The organism is Candidatus Pelagibacter communis, from assembly GCF_001179945.1.
In the GTDB taxonomy this organism is placed as follows: domain Bacteria; phylum Pseudomonadota; class Alphaproteobacteria; order Pelagibacterales; family Pelagibacteraceae; genus Pelagilacustribacter; species Pelagilacustribacter ubique_A.
Window position 1 is genome coordinate 70,287 of record NZ_CVSG01000068.1, and the last position, 15,720, is coordinate 86,006.

The following is a 15,720-nucleotide window of genomic DNA, read 5'->3' on the forward strand; positions in this document are numbered from 1 at the left end:
ATAAATTAAGAAATAGTTCTCTAATCCAAGATATTAGACAAGTTAGATTTTCAGATAAATTACCTAAAAATATTGATCCAGTAAATTTGGATAAAAGATGTGAATTCAAGTCACAAAAAGTTAAATGTTTTTTTGGAGATTGGGAAGCAGGATATCGTGAAAATTTTGAAATATTTGTAAAAGACGTAAATAATGATGCTATTAATAGTAAAGATATAAAATCTAGTAAACCAGATTTGAGTGGAAAATCAAATAATATTTTATTGACTACTGATTTTACTTTTAAAAATTTTAAAAATGTTTTCATAAATAGCAATTTTGTTGAGCTTTTAATGACAACTTTTTACTTTACTTTTTTTTGGAACACTTGGAGCTATTTTACTTGGCATATTTGCTGCTCAACTTGTAAATCAAAAATTTTATGGAAGAACTTTTATGCGAAGTATACTGCTTTTTCCCTACGTAGGACCTGTGGTTGCTTTGGCTTATACTTGGACTTTACTCTTAGATCCTAATAGCGGTACGATAAATTCTCTTCTTGTTAATTACGGAGTCATTGAAAAACCTATAAATTTACTTGGACAAAAGTATTTAATTGTTAATATTTTAGGATTTGAGTTGAAACTTAGATTAGCATTGACAACAGTTATATTTTTTGAGATTTGGCGATATTTTCCTTTAGCTTTTTTATTTATATTAGCTAGACTACAAGCTATTCCAAAGGATCTTTATGAGGCCGCGGATGTAGATGGTGCTGGGCCATTTAGAAAATTCTTTTATATTACTCTTCCACAAATTACAGCGATTTTATCAATATTATTTATGATTAGATTTATTTGGAACTTTAATAAATTTGAAGATATATTTTTGTTAACAGGCGGTGCTTCGGGTACTTTAACGTTACCAATAAGCGTTTATCAACAGGGATTTGCAGTATCAAATATTGGCATGGGTTCAGCAGTTTCAATAGTAATCGTATTATTATTAATATCTTTTATGATTATTTATTTTAAATTAATTGGAAAAAAGGCAAATGAAATTTAAATCTTTAATAATAACTTTAATTGCATCATCAATATTTCTTACAATAATAATTTGTATATGGAAAATATTAGCAACTTTGCAAGGTTTAAGTTTTACAAATCTTAACTTTAATCTAAATCTATTATTATCACTCGGACTAGTTATAACTTGTGTATTTATTGGAAAAAAGTTTAATCATAACTTAAAAATTTTTATATTATCCTTATTATTTACAATTTTATATACATTTTTAAATGAAAACTCACCTATGTGGTTTTCAGTAGGCATTTTTTTACTAATTTTATTTTTTACAAATAAATTAAAAAAATATGATTTAAAATATTTAAATCAGGATTTTATATCTGAAAAAATTGTGTTTGAGTTTTTATCTTTATTTGCAATAGTATTTTTTGCATTAGTTATATTGTTTCCATTTTACATAATGTTTGTTACCAGCTTTAAAACGCAAACAGCTTTATTAATCAATCCGATTGATCTAAGTATTGATTTTTCAAAAAATATTTTTGAGATATTTAAGTCTTACTTTGTCATTTTCAAAACGTATGATTTTGGTAGATATATTCTTACAAGTTCATATGTATCAATTGGAACTGTTTTAATAACCTTATTATTTGCTATCCCCGCAGCGTATGCTGTAGCAAGATTAAATTTCTTCGGTAAGACCTTTCTTTCAACATCAATATTAATAATTTATATGTTTCCAGCAATAGTATTAGTAATTCCTCTATACACTGTTTTTAGTCAACTAGGTTTGAGGAATTCTGTGGAAGGTTTACTAATAGTTTATACAGCAACCACTTTACCTGTAGCCATCTATATGCTTCAGGGATACTTTAAAAGCATACCTAAAGAAATTGAAGAGGCGGGACTTATAGATGGACAAAATTGGTTTGGAATAATTATTAAAATAATAATTCCTCTTAGTTTACCTGCTATCGCTTCAGTATCGTTATACGTATTTATGATAGCTTGGAATGAATTTTTATTTTCTCTCATGTTTTTAGATAATCCAAAAACATTCACATTATCTAGAGCAATAAATCATTTAACTGGTGATGCCGAAACACCGCGGCAATATCTAATGGCTGGATCTGTGGTAGTTACTTTGCCAATACTTTTAATTTTTATATATTTCGAAAAATATTTAGTAAGTGGTTTAACAGCTGGAAGTGTCAAAGGATAATGAATAACTCAATTAAAGAAGCAAAGAGAACCTTAATAAATAATAGAAGATTAAATTACACTTTACCAACTAATACTAAACTTTATCCAGCCCAATGGAATTGGGACTCAGCTTTTATTGCATTAGGATATTCTAATTTCAATTTGGACTATTCATTTCAAGAACTTGAAACTCTGATTTCAGGTCAATGGGATGACGGAATGATACCACACATTCTTTTCCATATTAAAGATTTAAATTATACTCCTAACTATAAAGCATGGAATTGTGGTAAAAAAGTTTCCTCATCTGGAATAACTCAACCACCGATCTTGGCAAGTATTTTAAGGATAATTATTGAGAGACAAAATTTTTCAAATAAAGAAATAAAAAAATATCAATCTTTAATTTTAAAAATTAAAAAATGTTTAGAATGGTTTATTAGATACAGGGATCCTAAACGTACTGGTTTAATTTCTATACTACACCCATGGGAAAGTGGTTATGATAATTCTCCTTTATGGGACAAACCGATGAGCAAGATCAAAACAGAATTAAACCTTAATTATAAGAGAAAGGATAATATAATTGTCAACCAAAGCCAAAGACCTTTGAAAATTGATTATGATAGATATGTAACTATTAAAAATCATTTAAAGGAAATGAATTATGATCCAAAAAAACTTTACTTCAAATCAAAATTTAATGTTGTAGATGTTGGATTTAATTCGCTTTTTCTAAAAGCTTTAAAAGATATAGATTTTTTACTTAGATGTATAGGTAAAAGAAATTCTTCCATAAAAAAATATATTCTTTTAAATGAGAGCAAACTTATAAAATTATTTAATTCAAAAAAAATGACATTCAAGAATAAAGATATAAGAAACAATAGTTTAGTAGCTATACCTTCAATAACTAATTTTTTTATGCTATTTGCTGATTTAAATAATAATTCAATAAACAGATCATTAATAAAAAGTTTAAAAAAATATAATAAAAATAACAAATATCTTTTTCCTTCAATAAATTCTAAACATAAATCATTCGAAGAAAAACGTTACTGGAGAGGGCCGGTATGGGTTAATTGTAATTGGATTTTATACCAAGGTTTAAAAAATAAAGACAAGAAGTTCGCAGAAACAATAAAGAAAAAGACCTTGAATTTAGTCGAAAAAAAAAAATTTCGAGAATATTACAGTTGTAAGTCAGGTTTAGGAATGGGTGCTAAAAATTTTTCTTGGACTGCTGCCTTATACCTAGATTTTAAACTTAATAGTTATTAAAATCTGATATATATCTCTAGATATCAAAAAAATGGAATTTAAAAAATATAACCATAGTAAAGAAGAAAAAAAAATCTCAGATTTTTGGATTAAAAAAGGATTATTCAAACCAAAAAAGAACAAATCAAATAAAAAATTCTCTATAGTAATTCCTCCACCTAATGTAACTGGCAGATTACATATGGGACACGCTCTAAACAATAGTCTCCAAGATGTCTTAGTTAGATTTAATAGAATGAAAGGCCTCGAAACTCTGTGGCAGCCAGGAACAGACCATGCTGGAATTGCAACACAAGCGGTTGTTGAAAACAACCTTTTAAAAGAAGGAATTAAAAAAAATGATTTAGGAAGAGAAAAATTTATTAAAAGAATATGGGATTGGAAAGAGGAGTCTGGTGGAATAATTTTAGATCAACTTAAGAAATTAGGTTGTTCGTGTGATTGGTCAAGAACCAGGTTCACCATGGACAAAGACCTTTCAAAAGCTGTAATTAAAGTTTTTGTTGATCTTTACAAAAATAAGCTTATTTACAAGGACAAAAAATTAGTCAACTGGGATACTAAACTTCAAACTGCTATTTCCGATTTGGAAGTAAACCAAAAAGATGTTCAATCTCAATTATATTATATTGATTATACGATAGAGAACTCAGATCAAAAAATCACTATCGCCACTACCAGACCAGAAACAATGATGGGAGATACCGCGGTTGCTGTAAATCCAAAAGATAAAAGATATTTAAATTTAGTTGGAAAAAATGTTCTTATTCCAATTGTTAATAGGACTGTCAAAATAATCTCTGATAATTACGCTGATCCAGAACAAGGTTCAGGAGCCGTAAAAATTACACCAGCACATGATTTCAATGACTATGAAGTAGGCAAGAGAAATAAATTAGAAATAATAAACATTTTTGAGGAGAATGGGACAATAAACAAAAATGGAATTAAAGAGTTTCATGGTTTAGACAGATTTGAAGCAAGAAAGCTTATAATTAAAAAATTAAAGGACACAGGTTCTCTTGTTAAAATTGAAAATATTAAAAATAAAGTTCCATATGGAGATAGATCAAACACTATAATTGAACCCCTATTAACAGAGCAATGGTTTGTCGATGCGAAAAAATTATCTAAAAAACCAATTAAGATAGTAAAAGAGGGCAAAACTACTTTTTTTCCAAGCAATTGGTCAAAAACATTTTTTCAATGGATGAATAATATTGAGCCTTGGTGTATATCTCGACAGATTTGGTGGGGTCATAGAATACCTGCTTGGTATGATGAAAAAGGAAATATTTTCGTTGCTGAAAATGAAAAAGATGCAACAAAGCTAGCAAAGAAAAAAAACGGAAATAAACAATTTAAGTTAAGACAGGAAACAGATGTTTTAGATACCTGGTTTTCATCAGCTCTTTGGCCTTTTGCAACTCTTGGATGGCCAAACAAAACAAAGGAACTTAATAAATTTTATCCAACTTCAGTTCTTGTTACTGGTTTTGATATAATTTTCTTTTGGGTAGCAAGGATGTTGATGATGGGAAATTATTTTAGAAAAAATACACCTTTTAATAAAGTATATGTTCATGCCTTAGTAAGGGATGAAAAGGGGCAGAAAATGTCAAAGTCAAAAGGTAACGTGATTGATCCATTAGATTTAATAAATGAATATGGAGCAGATAGTTTGAGGTTTACTTTAATTTCGATGGCCTCTCCAGGACGAGATGTAAAATTATCAAAAGATAGAGTTACTGGAAATAGAAACTTTATTACAAAAATTTGGAGTGCAAATAATTTTTTAAAACTTAATAATTGTAAATTAGATAAAAAGATTAATTTGACCTCAATCAAACTTCCAATAAACCATTGGATTTATAATGAATTTATTAAAACACAAAATTTAATAACAAAAAATATTGAAATATTTAGGTTTGATGAGGCTGCAAGGTATGCATATCAATTTGTTTGGCATTCTTATTGCGATTGGTATTTAGAGTTTTTAAAACCCATCTTAAATTCAAAAAATAAAATTGAAATTAAAGAGGCAAAGGCCTTCTCATCTTTTATGATGGCAAATATTCTTAGAATTCTTCATCCGTTTATCCCTTTTTTCACTGAGAATTTGTGGTCTTTAAATGCTTATAAAAAGATTTTCAATAATTTTTTAATTTGTTCCAGTTGGCCAGATTTTAAAGTAATAAATAAATTTAGCAAAAATCAAAATAATATAAATGATTTAATTGAAATAATTTCTAACATTAGATCTACTAAAGCAGAGTTAAAAATTACGCCAAAATTATATTGTGATATATTTTTTGATGAAAAATCAGTGAAATTAAAGAAATTGATAAATAAAAATATAATATTGATTAAACAGGTTGGTAGAGTAAATAATGTCCTTACAACAAAGGTAAGAGATAAAAATTCAATAGATATCTTGGTCCTTAAGGAAAAACTTTCATTAAATTTTAATGAGGATGTAAATTTAGGATCTCAAAAAGAGAGAATTTTACAAAAAATTGAGACAATTAATAAACAAATAATTAATTTAAATAATAAGCTTAAAAATAAGGCTTATGTGACAAATGCGCCTAAAGAAATAGTACAAAATGACAAAAATTTAGTTAAAGAATTAACTATTGAAGATGGAAAATTAAGAAGTATTGTGTCTAGTATTAATTAAATGTCTAAAATTGATAAAAAAAAACTACCCAGTCGTCATACTTCTTTAGGCCCAGATAGAGCTCCACATAGATCTTTTTACTATGCAATGGGAGAAACCGAGCAGGATGTGGCGAAACCGTTTGTAGGCGTAGTATCCACTTGGAATGAAGCTGCACCTTGCAATACAGCTTTAATGCGACAGGCACAGTCAGTTAAAAAAGGAGTAAAACAATCTGGTGGAACGCCAAGAGAATTTTGTACTATAACTGTAACAGATGGTATTGCCATGGGTCATGAAGGAATGAAATCATCATTAATTTCTAGAGAAGTAATAGCTGACTCAGCAGAACTGACAGTGAGAGGACATTGTTATGATGCGCTTGTTGGTATAGCCGGATGTGATAAATCTCTTCCAGGCTTAATGATGTCTATGTTGAGATTGAATGTACCTAGTGTGTTCATTTATGGTGGATCAATTTTGCCAGGAAAATTTAAAGGAAAAGATGTTACCGTCGTAGATGTTTTTGAAGCAGTAGGTAAACATTCCTCAGGCAAAATGTCTTCTGAAGAATTAAGAGAATTGGAATTAGTAGCTTGTCCAAGTGCTGGGGCTTGTGGAGGTCAATTTACAGCTAATACAATGGCGTGTGTATCGGAGGCGATAGGGTTGGCTTTACCTTATTCAGCTGGGACGCCAGCCCCTTATGAGGAAAGAGATAAATACGCTTATGAAAGTGGTCAAGCGGTTATGAATTTATTAGAAAAAAAAATTAAACCAAGAGAAATAGTAACAAAAAAATCTTTAGAGAATGCAGCAACAATTGTGGCTGCTACTGGAGGCTCCACTAACGCAGCCCTTCATTTACCTGCACTAGCTAATGAGATAGGAGTAAAATTTGATTTAATGGACGTTGCAAAAATATTTAAAAAAACTCCTTATCTTGCTGATTTAAAACCTGGAGGAAAATATGTTGCAAAAGACATGTGGGAAGCCGGTGGTGTTCCTATGTTATTAAAAACTTTATTTGACGGAGGTTATATTCATGGCGAGTGCATGACAGTTACAGGCAAAACTATGAGAGAAAATTTAGCTAATATTAAGTTTAATACTAATCAAAAAGTTTTAAGAGAATATAACAATCCACTTTCTCCAGATGGTGGAGTTGTCGGATTAAAAGGTAATTTAGCTCCAGACGGAGCAATCGTAAAAATTGCAGGATTAAAAAAATTACAATTTACAGGTAAAGCTAGATGTTTTGATAATGAGGAAGACGCGATGAAAGCAGTACAGACAAAAAAATATAATGATGGTGATGTAATAATAATTAGATACGAAGGTCCAAAAGGTGGACCGGGAATGAGGGAAATGCTCTCAACAACTGGAGCTATTTATGGGCAAGGCAAAGGTGAAAAAGTTGCACTTATAACTGATGGAAGATTTTCAGGAGCTACTAGAGGTTTCTGTGTTGGTCACGTTGGCCCAGAAGCTGCAATGGGCGGCCCAATTGCGCTTCTTAAAAATGGGGATGTAATAGATATAGACGCAAAAAAAGGATCAATTAATGTAAGGCTTACTAGCGCTCAATTAAGAGCTAGACGAAAAAAATGGAAAGAAAAAAAATCAAGTTTTGGATCGGGAACGATTTGGAAATATGCTCAAACAGTAGGACCTGCTTATCTTGGTGCTCCAACACATCCAGGTAAGAAAAAAGAAGTTAAAGAATATTCGAAAATTTAATGAAAATACGTCCAGTAATTTTATGTGGCGGTTCAGGCACAAGACTTTGGTCAGACAAAAAACATCATCAACCAAAGCAGTTTATTGATTTTGGAAATTGGACGTTATTCGGAAAAACTCTAGAGAGGATAAAAAATTCTATTTTTGATTATCCAATAATTAGCACTAATAAAAAATATTTAAGAGAAATTAAAAAACATTTAAGATTAAAAGGCTTTAAAAAATATAAAATTATTCTTGAACCAGCGAAAAGAAATACTGCCCCTGCTATACTCAGTTCAGCACTAATAAAAGAAATACCTGAGAGTCAACCCTTAATTTTTCTAACATCAGATCATTTAATTGAGAAAACAAACCTGTTTAATAAATCTATTAAAAAACACCAAAAATACCTTACAGATAAAAATATCTTTATATTTGGAATTAAACCTTTCAGCCCTTCAACTGAGTTTGGTTATTTTTTATCAAAAAGAGTTAGTAATAAATATAAGGTTTCAAAATTTATTGAAAAACCAAACTTAGAAAAAGCAAAAAAAATTATTAAAAAAAATGCTTATTGGAATTCAGGAATGTTTTTTTTAACAAAAAAATCAATAATTAATAACTTCAAAAAGTATCAAAACAGAAACTTTAATTGTTGTTTAAACTCTGTAAATAAATCAAAATTAAAAAATAATGTTTATTATCTGAATAAAAATGACTTTTTAAAATGCAAGACAATTTCTTTCGATTACGCAATATTGGAAAAATCAAAAGATATTAATGCTATAAATCTAAATATACCTTGGTCTGATCTGGGTAGCTGGAAAGAAATTTGCAAAATCTATGATAAACTAAAGTCTAGATATCAAAAAAAGAAAAATATTTTTTACAGACCTTGGGGTAGGTATACAAATTTGTATAATGGTAAAAATTTTTTAATTAAAGAACTTTATGTAAAACCTAAAGGAGTTTTAAGTCTTCAAAAGCACTTTTATCGTTCTGAACATTGGGTTGTAACTCAAGGAACTCCAAAAATAACTCTTAACAAAAAAAAATTTTTTTTGAAAACTAATGAAACTATTTTTATACCAGTTAAATCTATTCACAGAATAGAAAACCCGTTTAAGAAACCGGTAAAAATAATTGAAGCTCAATTAGGATCAATTTTAAAAGAAACTGATATAGTTAGATATCAAGATATATACGGTAGAGTTAAATAATTTCAAGTTCGATAGGTGTGTGATCAGATGGTTTTTCTTTAGATCTCGGTTTTTTATTTATATGAATTGATTTGATATTTTCAGTTAAACTATTTGAAAGCAAGAAATGATCTATTCTCATACCATAATTTTTTTGCCAAGAACCTGCAAAGTAGTCCCAAAAGGTATACTCTTGTTTTGTTTTATTTTTAAATCTATATACATCTTTAAAACCTAAATTTATTAATTCTCTATATTTTTTTCTTATTTCTAATCTACCTAAAGCATCATTTTCATATCTTTTAAAATCATGAACATCTATTTCTTCAGGAATAATATTAAAATCTCCAGCGATTAAAATATTCGAGTTTTTTTGAATTTTCTTTTTAATATTTGAAATAAATTTTTTTAACCACTCTTTTTTATATTCATATTTTTCTGTATCTACAGGATTTCCATTTGGAACGTAAATATTAATAAGTTCTATCTTTTTTTTTTTTAATTTTAACTCAGCAGTAATTACTCTAGATTGTTTCAAATCGTCTTTAATAAAGCTATTATTTATTTTATCTAATTCTTGTTTAGATACAATAGCAACACCATTGTAACTTTTTTGACCAAAAACATAAGAATTGTACCCAATATTTTTAAAATCTTCATAAGGAAAACTAATATCTTGAGTTTTAATTTCTTGGAGTAATAAAATATCAGGATTCGATTCTTTGATATAATCAATAATATTGATAATTCTTGCTCTGACTGAATTCACGTTCCATGAAATTATTTTCATCAAACTGAAAAAGAAAGACCACATCCACATGAAGCCGAAGCTTTAGGATTATTTATAGAGAAAGACTCACCAATCATTTCTTTTTTAAAATCAACAGTTGAGCCAGCTATAATATCAAGTGACTGCTTATCTATCACAGTTTTATTAAATAAAATATCGTCTTTCTCAATTTTATTATCAAAGCTAAAATTATATTTAAATCCAGAACACCCGCCCCCTTGAACTGAAATTCTAAAATATTTTTTTTCTTCGCTTTTAGTGATTTTTTCTATTTGGTTTTTTGCACTATTGGTAAATTCTAATTTTTTTTCCATAATTATTTAGTATATAATCTATATAGTAAGCATGCAAAAAAATTCAATCCAAACTTTATCTAAATTAGCTGTACCATTAAAGTCAAAGGGTAGGTTTTTTAAAGAAACAAAAACTCCATTAAGATCAGATTTTCAAAGGGATAGAGATAGAATAATACATTCTACTGCTTTCAGAAGACTTAAACATAAAACACAAGTTTTTGTTAATACCTCGGGAGATCATTTTAGAACAAGAATCACTCACTCTTTAGAAGTAGCTCAAATAGCTAGAACTTTGTCTAAATTTTTTAATTTAAATGAAGATTTATGTGAAACACTCAGTTTAGCTCATGATTTAGGACACACTCCATTTGGGCATGCAGGTGAGGATGCACTTAATCATTGTATGAGGAAATTTGGAGGGTTTGATCATAACATTCAAACTTTAAGAATAATCCTATTTTTAGAAAATAGGTATTATCAATTTAAAGGTTTAAATTTAACTTTGGAGACATTAGACGGACTAATTAAACATAATGGACCAATTAAAAATTTAAGTAAATTAAAAAAAATTTTAGGACTTTCATATTTCAAAAATAAAATTAAATTTTCTTTAAGTCCATCACTTGAAGCACAGATCGCTTCAATATCAGATGATGTAGCATATAATAGTCATGATATAGAGGATGGATTAAAAGCTAATCTATTTAATCTTAGAGATCTAGAAAAAATTCCAGTTTTAAATAAAATTGTTTTAAAACATAAGAAAAAATTAAAAAAAAATTCAATGGATTTAGTTATTAGGCAAATAGTAAGAGAAATAATCAATGAAATGGTTAAAGATTTAATACAAACTACTCAAACAAATATTAAAAAAAATAAGATTAATAATATAAGCGATGTTTTAAAATCTAAATATCCACTTGTGACCTTTTCAAAAAGAATGAGCAAATTTGATAAAAAAATTAAAATTTTTTTAAGAAGAAAAATGTATTACCATAAGAAAGTGCGATTCAATACAGATACAGGAAAAAAAATTGTTAAGAAATTATTCTTATCAATAAAAAGAAATCCTAAAAGTTATATAAATGTTAGTAAGTATGATAAATCGAATATCGCAAGATCAATTTGTGATTTTATTGCTGGTATGACTGATAGATATGCAATAAATCTTTACAATAAAATTAAATGAATATATTTGAAAATTATTTAACACAAATAAATAAAATAATTTTAGAAAGTAAAGATTTTTTAAATTTAGAAAATATCGACAATTTACATGATATAATTCTGGAAATTCCACCTGAACATTTTAATTATGATTTATCAACTAATGTTTGTTTAGTTTTAGCAAAAGCAAATAAAATTGCACCTAATAAATTAGCATTAGAGATTAAAAATCTTCTTTTAGATAAAATTAACCATTTTGAAAAAATTGATGTTGCTGGACCAGGTTTCCTTAATATTAAACTTTCCAAAAAAGGGATTGCTGTAAATATAAATAATATAATTAAAAATAAAGAAATCTTTGGATCAAAACAAACCAATGAGTCATATAATGTAGAGTTTGTTTCAGCTAACCCAACAGGCCCAATGCATGTTGGACATTGTAGGGGAGCTATCTTTGGAGATGTTATATCTAATTTACTCTTATTTAATGGAAATAAAGTTGTGAAAGAATATTACATCAATGATTATGGAAACCAAATCAAAAATTTTGTTGAGTCTATTTACTTAAGAATCAGGGAAATTAAATTTAAGGAAAAATTTATTATTAAAGAACATTTGTATCCGGGAGATTATATCAGGGAAATAGCTAAAAATATAATTTCAAAAAATAAGAACTTAAATCTCGAGATATTTGAAAATTGTTTTGAAGAGCTTAAAAAACTCTCTCTAAAGGAGTCAATGAACCTTATTAAAAATGATTTACAAAAACTTGGTATAAAACATGATAGTTTTTTTTCCGAAACAGATTTGGTTAACCAAAATTTAGTAAAAAAAGCAGTGGAAAAACTACAAGATAAAAAATTTGTAGAAGAAGGCTATCTCGATCCACCAAAGGGCGAGGAGCCCAAAAACTGGAAAAAGGTTAAAAGATTAATTTTTAAATCATCAAAATTTGGCGATGACATGGATAGAGCATTACAAAAAAATGATGGATCATGGACTTACTTTGCTAATGATGTTGCATATCATTCAGATAAGATAAATAGAAAATATGATAATTTAATTAATATTCTTGGTGCGGATCATACAGGTTATATAAAAAGGATTACAGCTGCAGTTTCTGCTTTATCAAACGAAAAGGTAAAACTAAATTGTAAAGTTTGTCAATTAGTAAAACTTTACAAAAATGGAAAGCCTTTCAAAATGTCTAAAAGAGCTGGTGATTTTATTTCTGCTCAAGACTTATTAAATGAGGTTAATAAAGACGCTATAAGATTTATGATGTTAAACAGGAGCAATGATATGGAGCTTGATTTTGACTTTGAAAAAGTAAAAGAAAAAACAAAAGATAATCCAGTTTATTATGTTCAGTACGCCTACGCTAGAATTAATTCAATTGCTAGAACACTTCAGAAGGATTTAAATGATGAAATATATGTTGATACTAAATCTTTTAATTTTAATAAGTACGAAGAAAAAATTTATAGAAAAATATTTGAATGGCCAAAAATAATTGAGTCTGCAGCCAATAAACTTGAACCACATAAAATTCCTTTTTATCTATACGAGCTTTCTACATTATTTCATTCTTACTGGAGTAAGGGAAATGAAGATAGCAAATTTAAGTTCATTGAAAAAGGTGTTTTGAAAAGATTTGAATCTTTTATCTTTCTTTATTTGATTGCAATAGTTATTAGAAATGGAATGAATATTTTAGGAGTTTCACTTCCAGAAAAAATGTGATGATTAAAGTATTTAATATTGTTATGCTTTTATTAGCTATTATTTTTATACTTAGTACCTATAATTATTATTCCTCTAATAAAAATGTTAATGCTAAAAATTATAATCGTGAAAATATTGATCAGATTTTAAAAGAAAAAATTATTGATCTTCCATTATTAAAAAACGACACTAACAATGTAATAGAATTTAATAACTCTTTAAGAAATGACACTGAAGAGAATAAGAAAAGAAACTTCTGGGATTTGCTAAAGTAACAATGAAAAAGAAAGCATTAATTGTTAGTCTAAATGGAACCAAATTATCAAAAATGGAAAAAATTCTACTGTCAAAAGAAAAACCTTGGGGAGTTATTCTTTTTAAGCGAAATTTAAAATCAAAAAAACAAATTAAGAACTTAACCAAGAATATAAGATATTTAACTAATGACACGAAATTTCCGATAATAATTGACGAAGAAGGAGTAAAAGTCTCTAGATTGAGAAATATTATAAATCACAATATATCTGCAAGTTTTTTTGGAAATTTATTTAAAAAAAATAGAGATTTTTGCTCTAAAATTTATCAAGAATATATTTTCTCATTATGTCAAATTCTAAATGAGCTAGGTATAAATATTAATACTATACCTGTACTTGATGTAATAAGAAAGAATACCAATAAAGTAATTGGAAATAGAAGTTTTTCAAATGATAGAAAAATAGTACAGCAATTGGGAAAATTAACCTTAAAGTATCTGCACAAAAAAAAAATAGCTGGTATTATTAAACACATACCAGGACATGGAGCCGCTACAGTGGATAGTCATAAAAAATTACCTAAAGTAAAATTACATTTAAAAAAGCTTAACAAAATAGATTTTTACCCTTTTAAATTATCAAATGCAAAATTAGCTATGACCGCGCATATTCTTTATACAAAACTTGATAATAGGAATGCAGCAACACATTCAAAAAAGATTATCAAAGAAATTATAAGAAAAAAAATAGGTTTTAAAGGGATACTAATTTCAGATGATATTTCTATGAATGCTTTGAAATATGACTTAATTACAAATGCAACTAAATCAATAGAGGCTGGTTGTAATTTAGTTTTATATTGTGCAGGAAAAACAAATGACAACTTCAAATTGATTAAATCTCTACCGTATATTGATAAATTTACCTCAAAAAAAACTTCAGAATTTTATAAATTTTTAATGTAAAATTAATAATGGAATCAAATAACTTGACTCAGATATCTATTAATATTCCAAATTATTCTGGGCCATTAGAACTTTTACTCGATTTAGCAAAATCACAAAAAGTTAATTTAGCGGAAATTTCTATTACATTATTAGCAGATCAATTTTTAGAATTTATAAAAAAGCATGAAGATTTAAACCTTGAAGCTGCATCAGAATATTTGCTAATGGCTACTTGGTTGGCATATTTAAAATCAAAACTTTTACTACCCGAGGATGACGAGGACGAATTTAAAGCTCTTGAAGTTGCTGAGAAATTAAAATTACAATTAAAGAAATTAGAGCTAATTAGAATTTTATCAGATCAAATGCTCCAAAAAAAAAGATTAGGAGTTCATATTTTTTCTAGAGGAATGAAAGGTGGTATTAGATCTATTAATACACCTGTTTATGATGTTTCCCTTTATGAATTGTTAAAAACTTATTCTAACATACAAATGCAAAAAACCTTTCTAAACATAAGTATTCCAAAATTACCAGTTTTTACTACTGAGGAAGGTATCAAGCATTTAAAAAATAATCTTAATGGAATTAAAGATTGGAAAAATCTTATTGAATTAATTCCAAAATTTTATTCAGAAAATAAAATGAAAAGAACAGGTATAGCTGGTATATTTGCTGCAAGTTTAGAGTTAACAAAAGAGGGTCTGCTTTCAATTTCTCAAAAAAAAATATTTGATAAACTTATGATAAAAAAAACACAAAATGAATAATAAAAAAAAAAATAACATAATAGACTTTCCTTCAGCACCAACTAAAATTGAAAGACAGGTTGAAGCCATTTTATTTGCAGCATCAGAACCTTTGGATATTGAAACTATTGAGAAAAGAATACAAACATCAGTTGACTTAAAAAAAATACTAGAAAACCTTAAGGAAATTTATAAAAAAAGGGGAATAAATTTAGTATGTATTAAAAATAAGTGGTCATTTAGAACAGCTGAAGATTTATCAAAATTAATGGCATTACAAAAATCTACACAAAAAAAATTATCAAAAGCTACGATTGAAACTTTAGCAATTATTGTTTACCACCAACCTGTAACCAGATCTGAGATTGAGGAAATTAGAGGTGTTTCATTTGCTTCTAATACTTTAGAAATTTTACTCGAACTTGATTGGGTTAGGCCTGCTGGTCGTAAGGATGTTCCTGGGAAACCAATACAGTATGCTACTACAGAAAATTTTTTAAATCACTTTAACATCCAAAAGTTATCAGATTTGCCAACGATTGATGAACTGGGTTCAGCAGGACTTATTGATACATCATCCATAGACAAATCTATTTTTGGAACTGGAAAATTCTATAAAGAACAGTCTATATCTGAAAAGCAGAATATTTACGAAGATATTGACGAGGCAATTAAAAAAACACCTGAAGAAGAAAAATAAACATATTTATTTAAGCCTTT

At 27.7% G+C, this 15,720-nt stretch carries 14 protein-coding genes; 12 read left to right on the top strand and 2 right to left on the bottom strand.

Annotation, left to right across the window (positions count from 1 at the left end; translation table 11 throughout):
- Positions 1–387: 387 nt before the first annotated feature.
- The 6 genes from AMN78_RS04075 to AMN78_RS02450 are packed head-to-tail and all read left to right on the top strand — an operon-like array spanning position 388 to position 9,090.
- A complete protein-coding gene (locus tag AMN78_RS04075; protein WP_256997702.1) occupies positions 388–1,044 on the top strand; it encodes a carbohydrate ABC transporter permease in 657 nt (218 codons plus the stop codon).
- Positions 1,034–2,227 carry a carbohydrate ABC transporter permease gene (locus tag AMN78_RS02430; RefSeq protein ID WP_075534003.1) on the top strand — a complete coding sequence of 398 codons (1,194 nt, stop codon included), beginning with the start codon at positions 1,034–1,036 and terminating at the stop codon, positions 2,225–2,227. The genes AMN78_RS04075 and AMN78_RS02430 overlap by 11 nt, the downstream gene beginning before the upstream one ends.
- Positions 2,227–3,489 carry an MGH1-like glycoside hydrolase domain-containing protein gene (locus AMN78_RS02435; RefSeq protein WP_075534004.1) on the top strand — a complete coding sequence of 421 codons (1,263 nt, stop codon included), beginning with the start codon at positions 2,227–2,229 and terminating at the stop codon, positions 3,487–3,489. Before AMN78_RS02430 ends, AMN78_RS02435 begins: the two co-directional genes overlap by 1 nt.
- Before the next feature lie 31 nt (positions 3,490–3,520).
- Positions 3,521–6,169 carry a valine--tRNA ligase gene (locus tag AMN78_RS02440; RefSeq protein WP_075534005.1) on the top strand — a complete coding sequence of 883 codons (2,649 nt, stop codon included), beginning with the start codon at positions 3,521–3,523 and terminating at the stop codon, positions 6,167–6,169.
- A complete protein-coding gene (gene ilvD, locus AMN78_RS02445) occupies positions 6,170–7,888 on the top strand; it encodes a dihydroxy-acid dehydratase (protein WP_075534006.1) in 1,719 nt (572 codons plus the stop codon). It begins immediately after the preceding gene.
- Positions 7,888–9,090, top strand: coding sequence for a sugar phosphate nucleotidyltransferase (locus AMN78_RS02450; RefSeq protein WP_075534007.1), 1,203 nt, complete (start codon positions 7,888–7,890; stop codon positions 9,088–9,090). Before ilvD ends, AMN78_RS02450 begins: the two co-directional genes overlap by 1 nt.
- Here AMN78_RS02450 and xth read toward each other — a convergent pair.
- Entirely contained in the window at positions 9,083–9,859 is a 777-nt protein-coding gene (gene xth, locus AMN78_RS02455) for an exodeoxyribonuclease III (RefSeq protein WP_075534008.1), read from the bottom strand. The genes AMN78_RS02450 and xth overlap by 8 nt on opposite strands.
- Entirely contained in the window at positions 9,859–10,173 is a 315-nt protein-coding gene (locus AMN78_RS02460) for a HesB/IscA family protein (protein ID WP_075534009.1), read from the bottom strand. Before AMN78_RS02460 ends, xth begins: the two co-directional genes overlap by 1 nt.
- A gap of 31 nt (positions 10,174–10,204) precedes the next feature.
- Here AMN78_RS02460 and AMN78_RS02465 point away from each other — a divergent pair, with 31 nt between their 5' ends.
- The 6 genes from AMN78_RS02465 to scpB are packed head-to-tail and all read left to right on the top strand — an operon-like array spanning position 10,205 to position 15,700.
- Positions 10,205–11,344 carry a deoxyguanosinetriphosphate triphosphohydrolase gene (locus AMN78_RS02465; RefSeq protein WP_075534010.1) on the top strand — a complete coding sequence of 380 codons (1,140 nt, stop codon included), beginning with the start codon at positions 10,205–10,207 and terminating at the stop codon, positions 11,342–11,344.
- A complete protein-coding gene (argS, locus tag AMN78_RS02470) occupies positions 11,341–13,065 on the top strand; it encodes an arginine--tRNA ligase (protein WP_075534011.1) in 1,725 nt (574 codons plus the stop codon). The genes AMN78_RS02465 and argS overlap by 4 nt, the downstream gene beginning before the upstream one ends.
- Positions 13,065–13,322 carry a hypothetical protein gene (locus AMN78_RS02475; protein ID WP_075534012.1) on the top strand — a complete coding sequence of 86 codons (258 nt, stop codon included), beginning with the start codon at positions 13,065–13,067 and terminating at the stop codon, positions 13,320–13,322. Before argS ends, AMN78_RS02475 begins: the two co-directional genes overlap by 1 nt.
- Positions 13,323–13,324: 2 nt before the next feature.
- A complete protein-coding gene (nagZ, locus tag AMN78_RS02480; protein WP_075534013.1) occupies positions 13,325–14,269 on the top strand; it encodes a beta-N-acetylhexosaminidase in 945 nt (314 codons plus the stop codon).
- 8 nt (positions 14,270–14,277) lie between these two features.
- Positions 14,278–15,021, top strand: a complete 744-nt coding sequence (locus tag AMN78_RS02485) for a segregation and condensation protein A (protein ID WP_075534014.1) — start codon at positions 14,278–14,280, stop codon at positions 15,019–15,021.
- A complete protein-coding gene (gene scpB / locus AMN78_RS02490) occupies positions 15,014–15,700 on the top strand; it encodes an SMC-Scp complex subunit ScpB (RefSeq protein ID WP_075534015.1) in 687 nt (228 codons plus the stop codon). Before AMN78_RS02485 ends, scpB begins: the two co-directional genes overlap by 8 nt.
- Positions 15,701–15,720: the final 20 nt, after the last annotated feature.

What these genes read in the sequence shown, in the direction of transcription:
- ilvD (WP_075534006.1), top strand. Translation starts at nt 6,170, where the DNA reads ATGTCTAAAATTGATAAAAAAAAACTACCCAGTCGTCATACTTCTTTA.
- AMN78_RS02450 (WP_075534007.1), top strand. Translation starts at nt 7,888, where the DNA reads ATGAAAATACGTCCAGTAATTTTATGTGGCGGTTCAGGCACAAGACTT.
- scpB (WP_075534015.1), top strand. Translation starts at nt 15,014, where the DNA reads ATGAATAATAAAAAAAAAAATAACATAATAGACTTTCCTTCAGCACCA.
- AMN78_RS02485 (WP_075534014.1), top strand. Translation starts at nt 14,278, where the DNA reads ATGGAATCAAATAACTTGACTCAGATATCTATTAATATTCCAAATTAT.
- AMN78_RS02440 (WP_075534005.1), top strand. Translation starts at nt 3,521, where the DNA reads ATGGAATTTAAAAAATATAACCATAGTAAAGAAGAAAAAAAAATCTCA.
- AMN78_RS02430 (WP_075534003.1), top strand. Translation starts at nt 1,034, where the DNA reads ATGAAATTTAAATCTTTAATAATAACTTTAATTGCATCATCAATATTT.
- nagZ (WP_075534013.1), top strand. Translation starts at nt 13,325, where the DNA reads ATGAAAAAGAAAGCATTAATTGTTAGTCTAAATGGAACCAAATTATCA.
- argS (WP_075534011.1), top strand. Translation starts at nt 11,341, where the DNA reads ATGAATATATTTGAAAATTATTTAACACAAATAAATAAAATAATTTTA.
- AMN78_RS02465 (WP_075534010.1), top strand. Translation starts at nt 10,205, where the DNA reads ATGCAAAAAAATTCAATCCAAACTTTATCTAAATTAGCTGTACCATTA.
- AMN78_RS02435 (WP_075534004.1), top strand. Translation starts at nt 2,227, where the DNA reads ATGAATAACTCAATTAAAGAAGCAAAGAGAACCTTAATAAATAATAGA.
- AMN78_RS02460 (WP_075534009.1), bottom strand. Translation starts at nt 10,173, where the DNA reads ATGGAAAAAAAATTAGAATTTACCAATAGTGCAAAAAACCAAATAGAA.
- AMN78_RS02475 (WP_075534012.1), top strand. Translation starts at nt 13,065, where the DNA reads ATGATTAAAGTATTTAATATTGTTATGCTTTTATTAGCTATTATTTTT.
- xth (WP_075534008.1), bottom strand. Translation starts at nt 9,859, where the DNA reads ATGAAAATAATTTCATGGAACGTGAATTCAGTCAGAGCAAGAATTATC.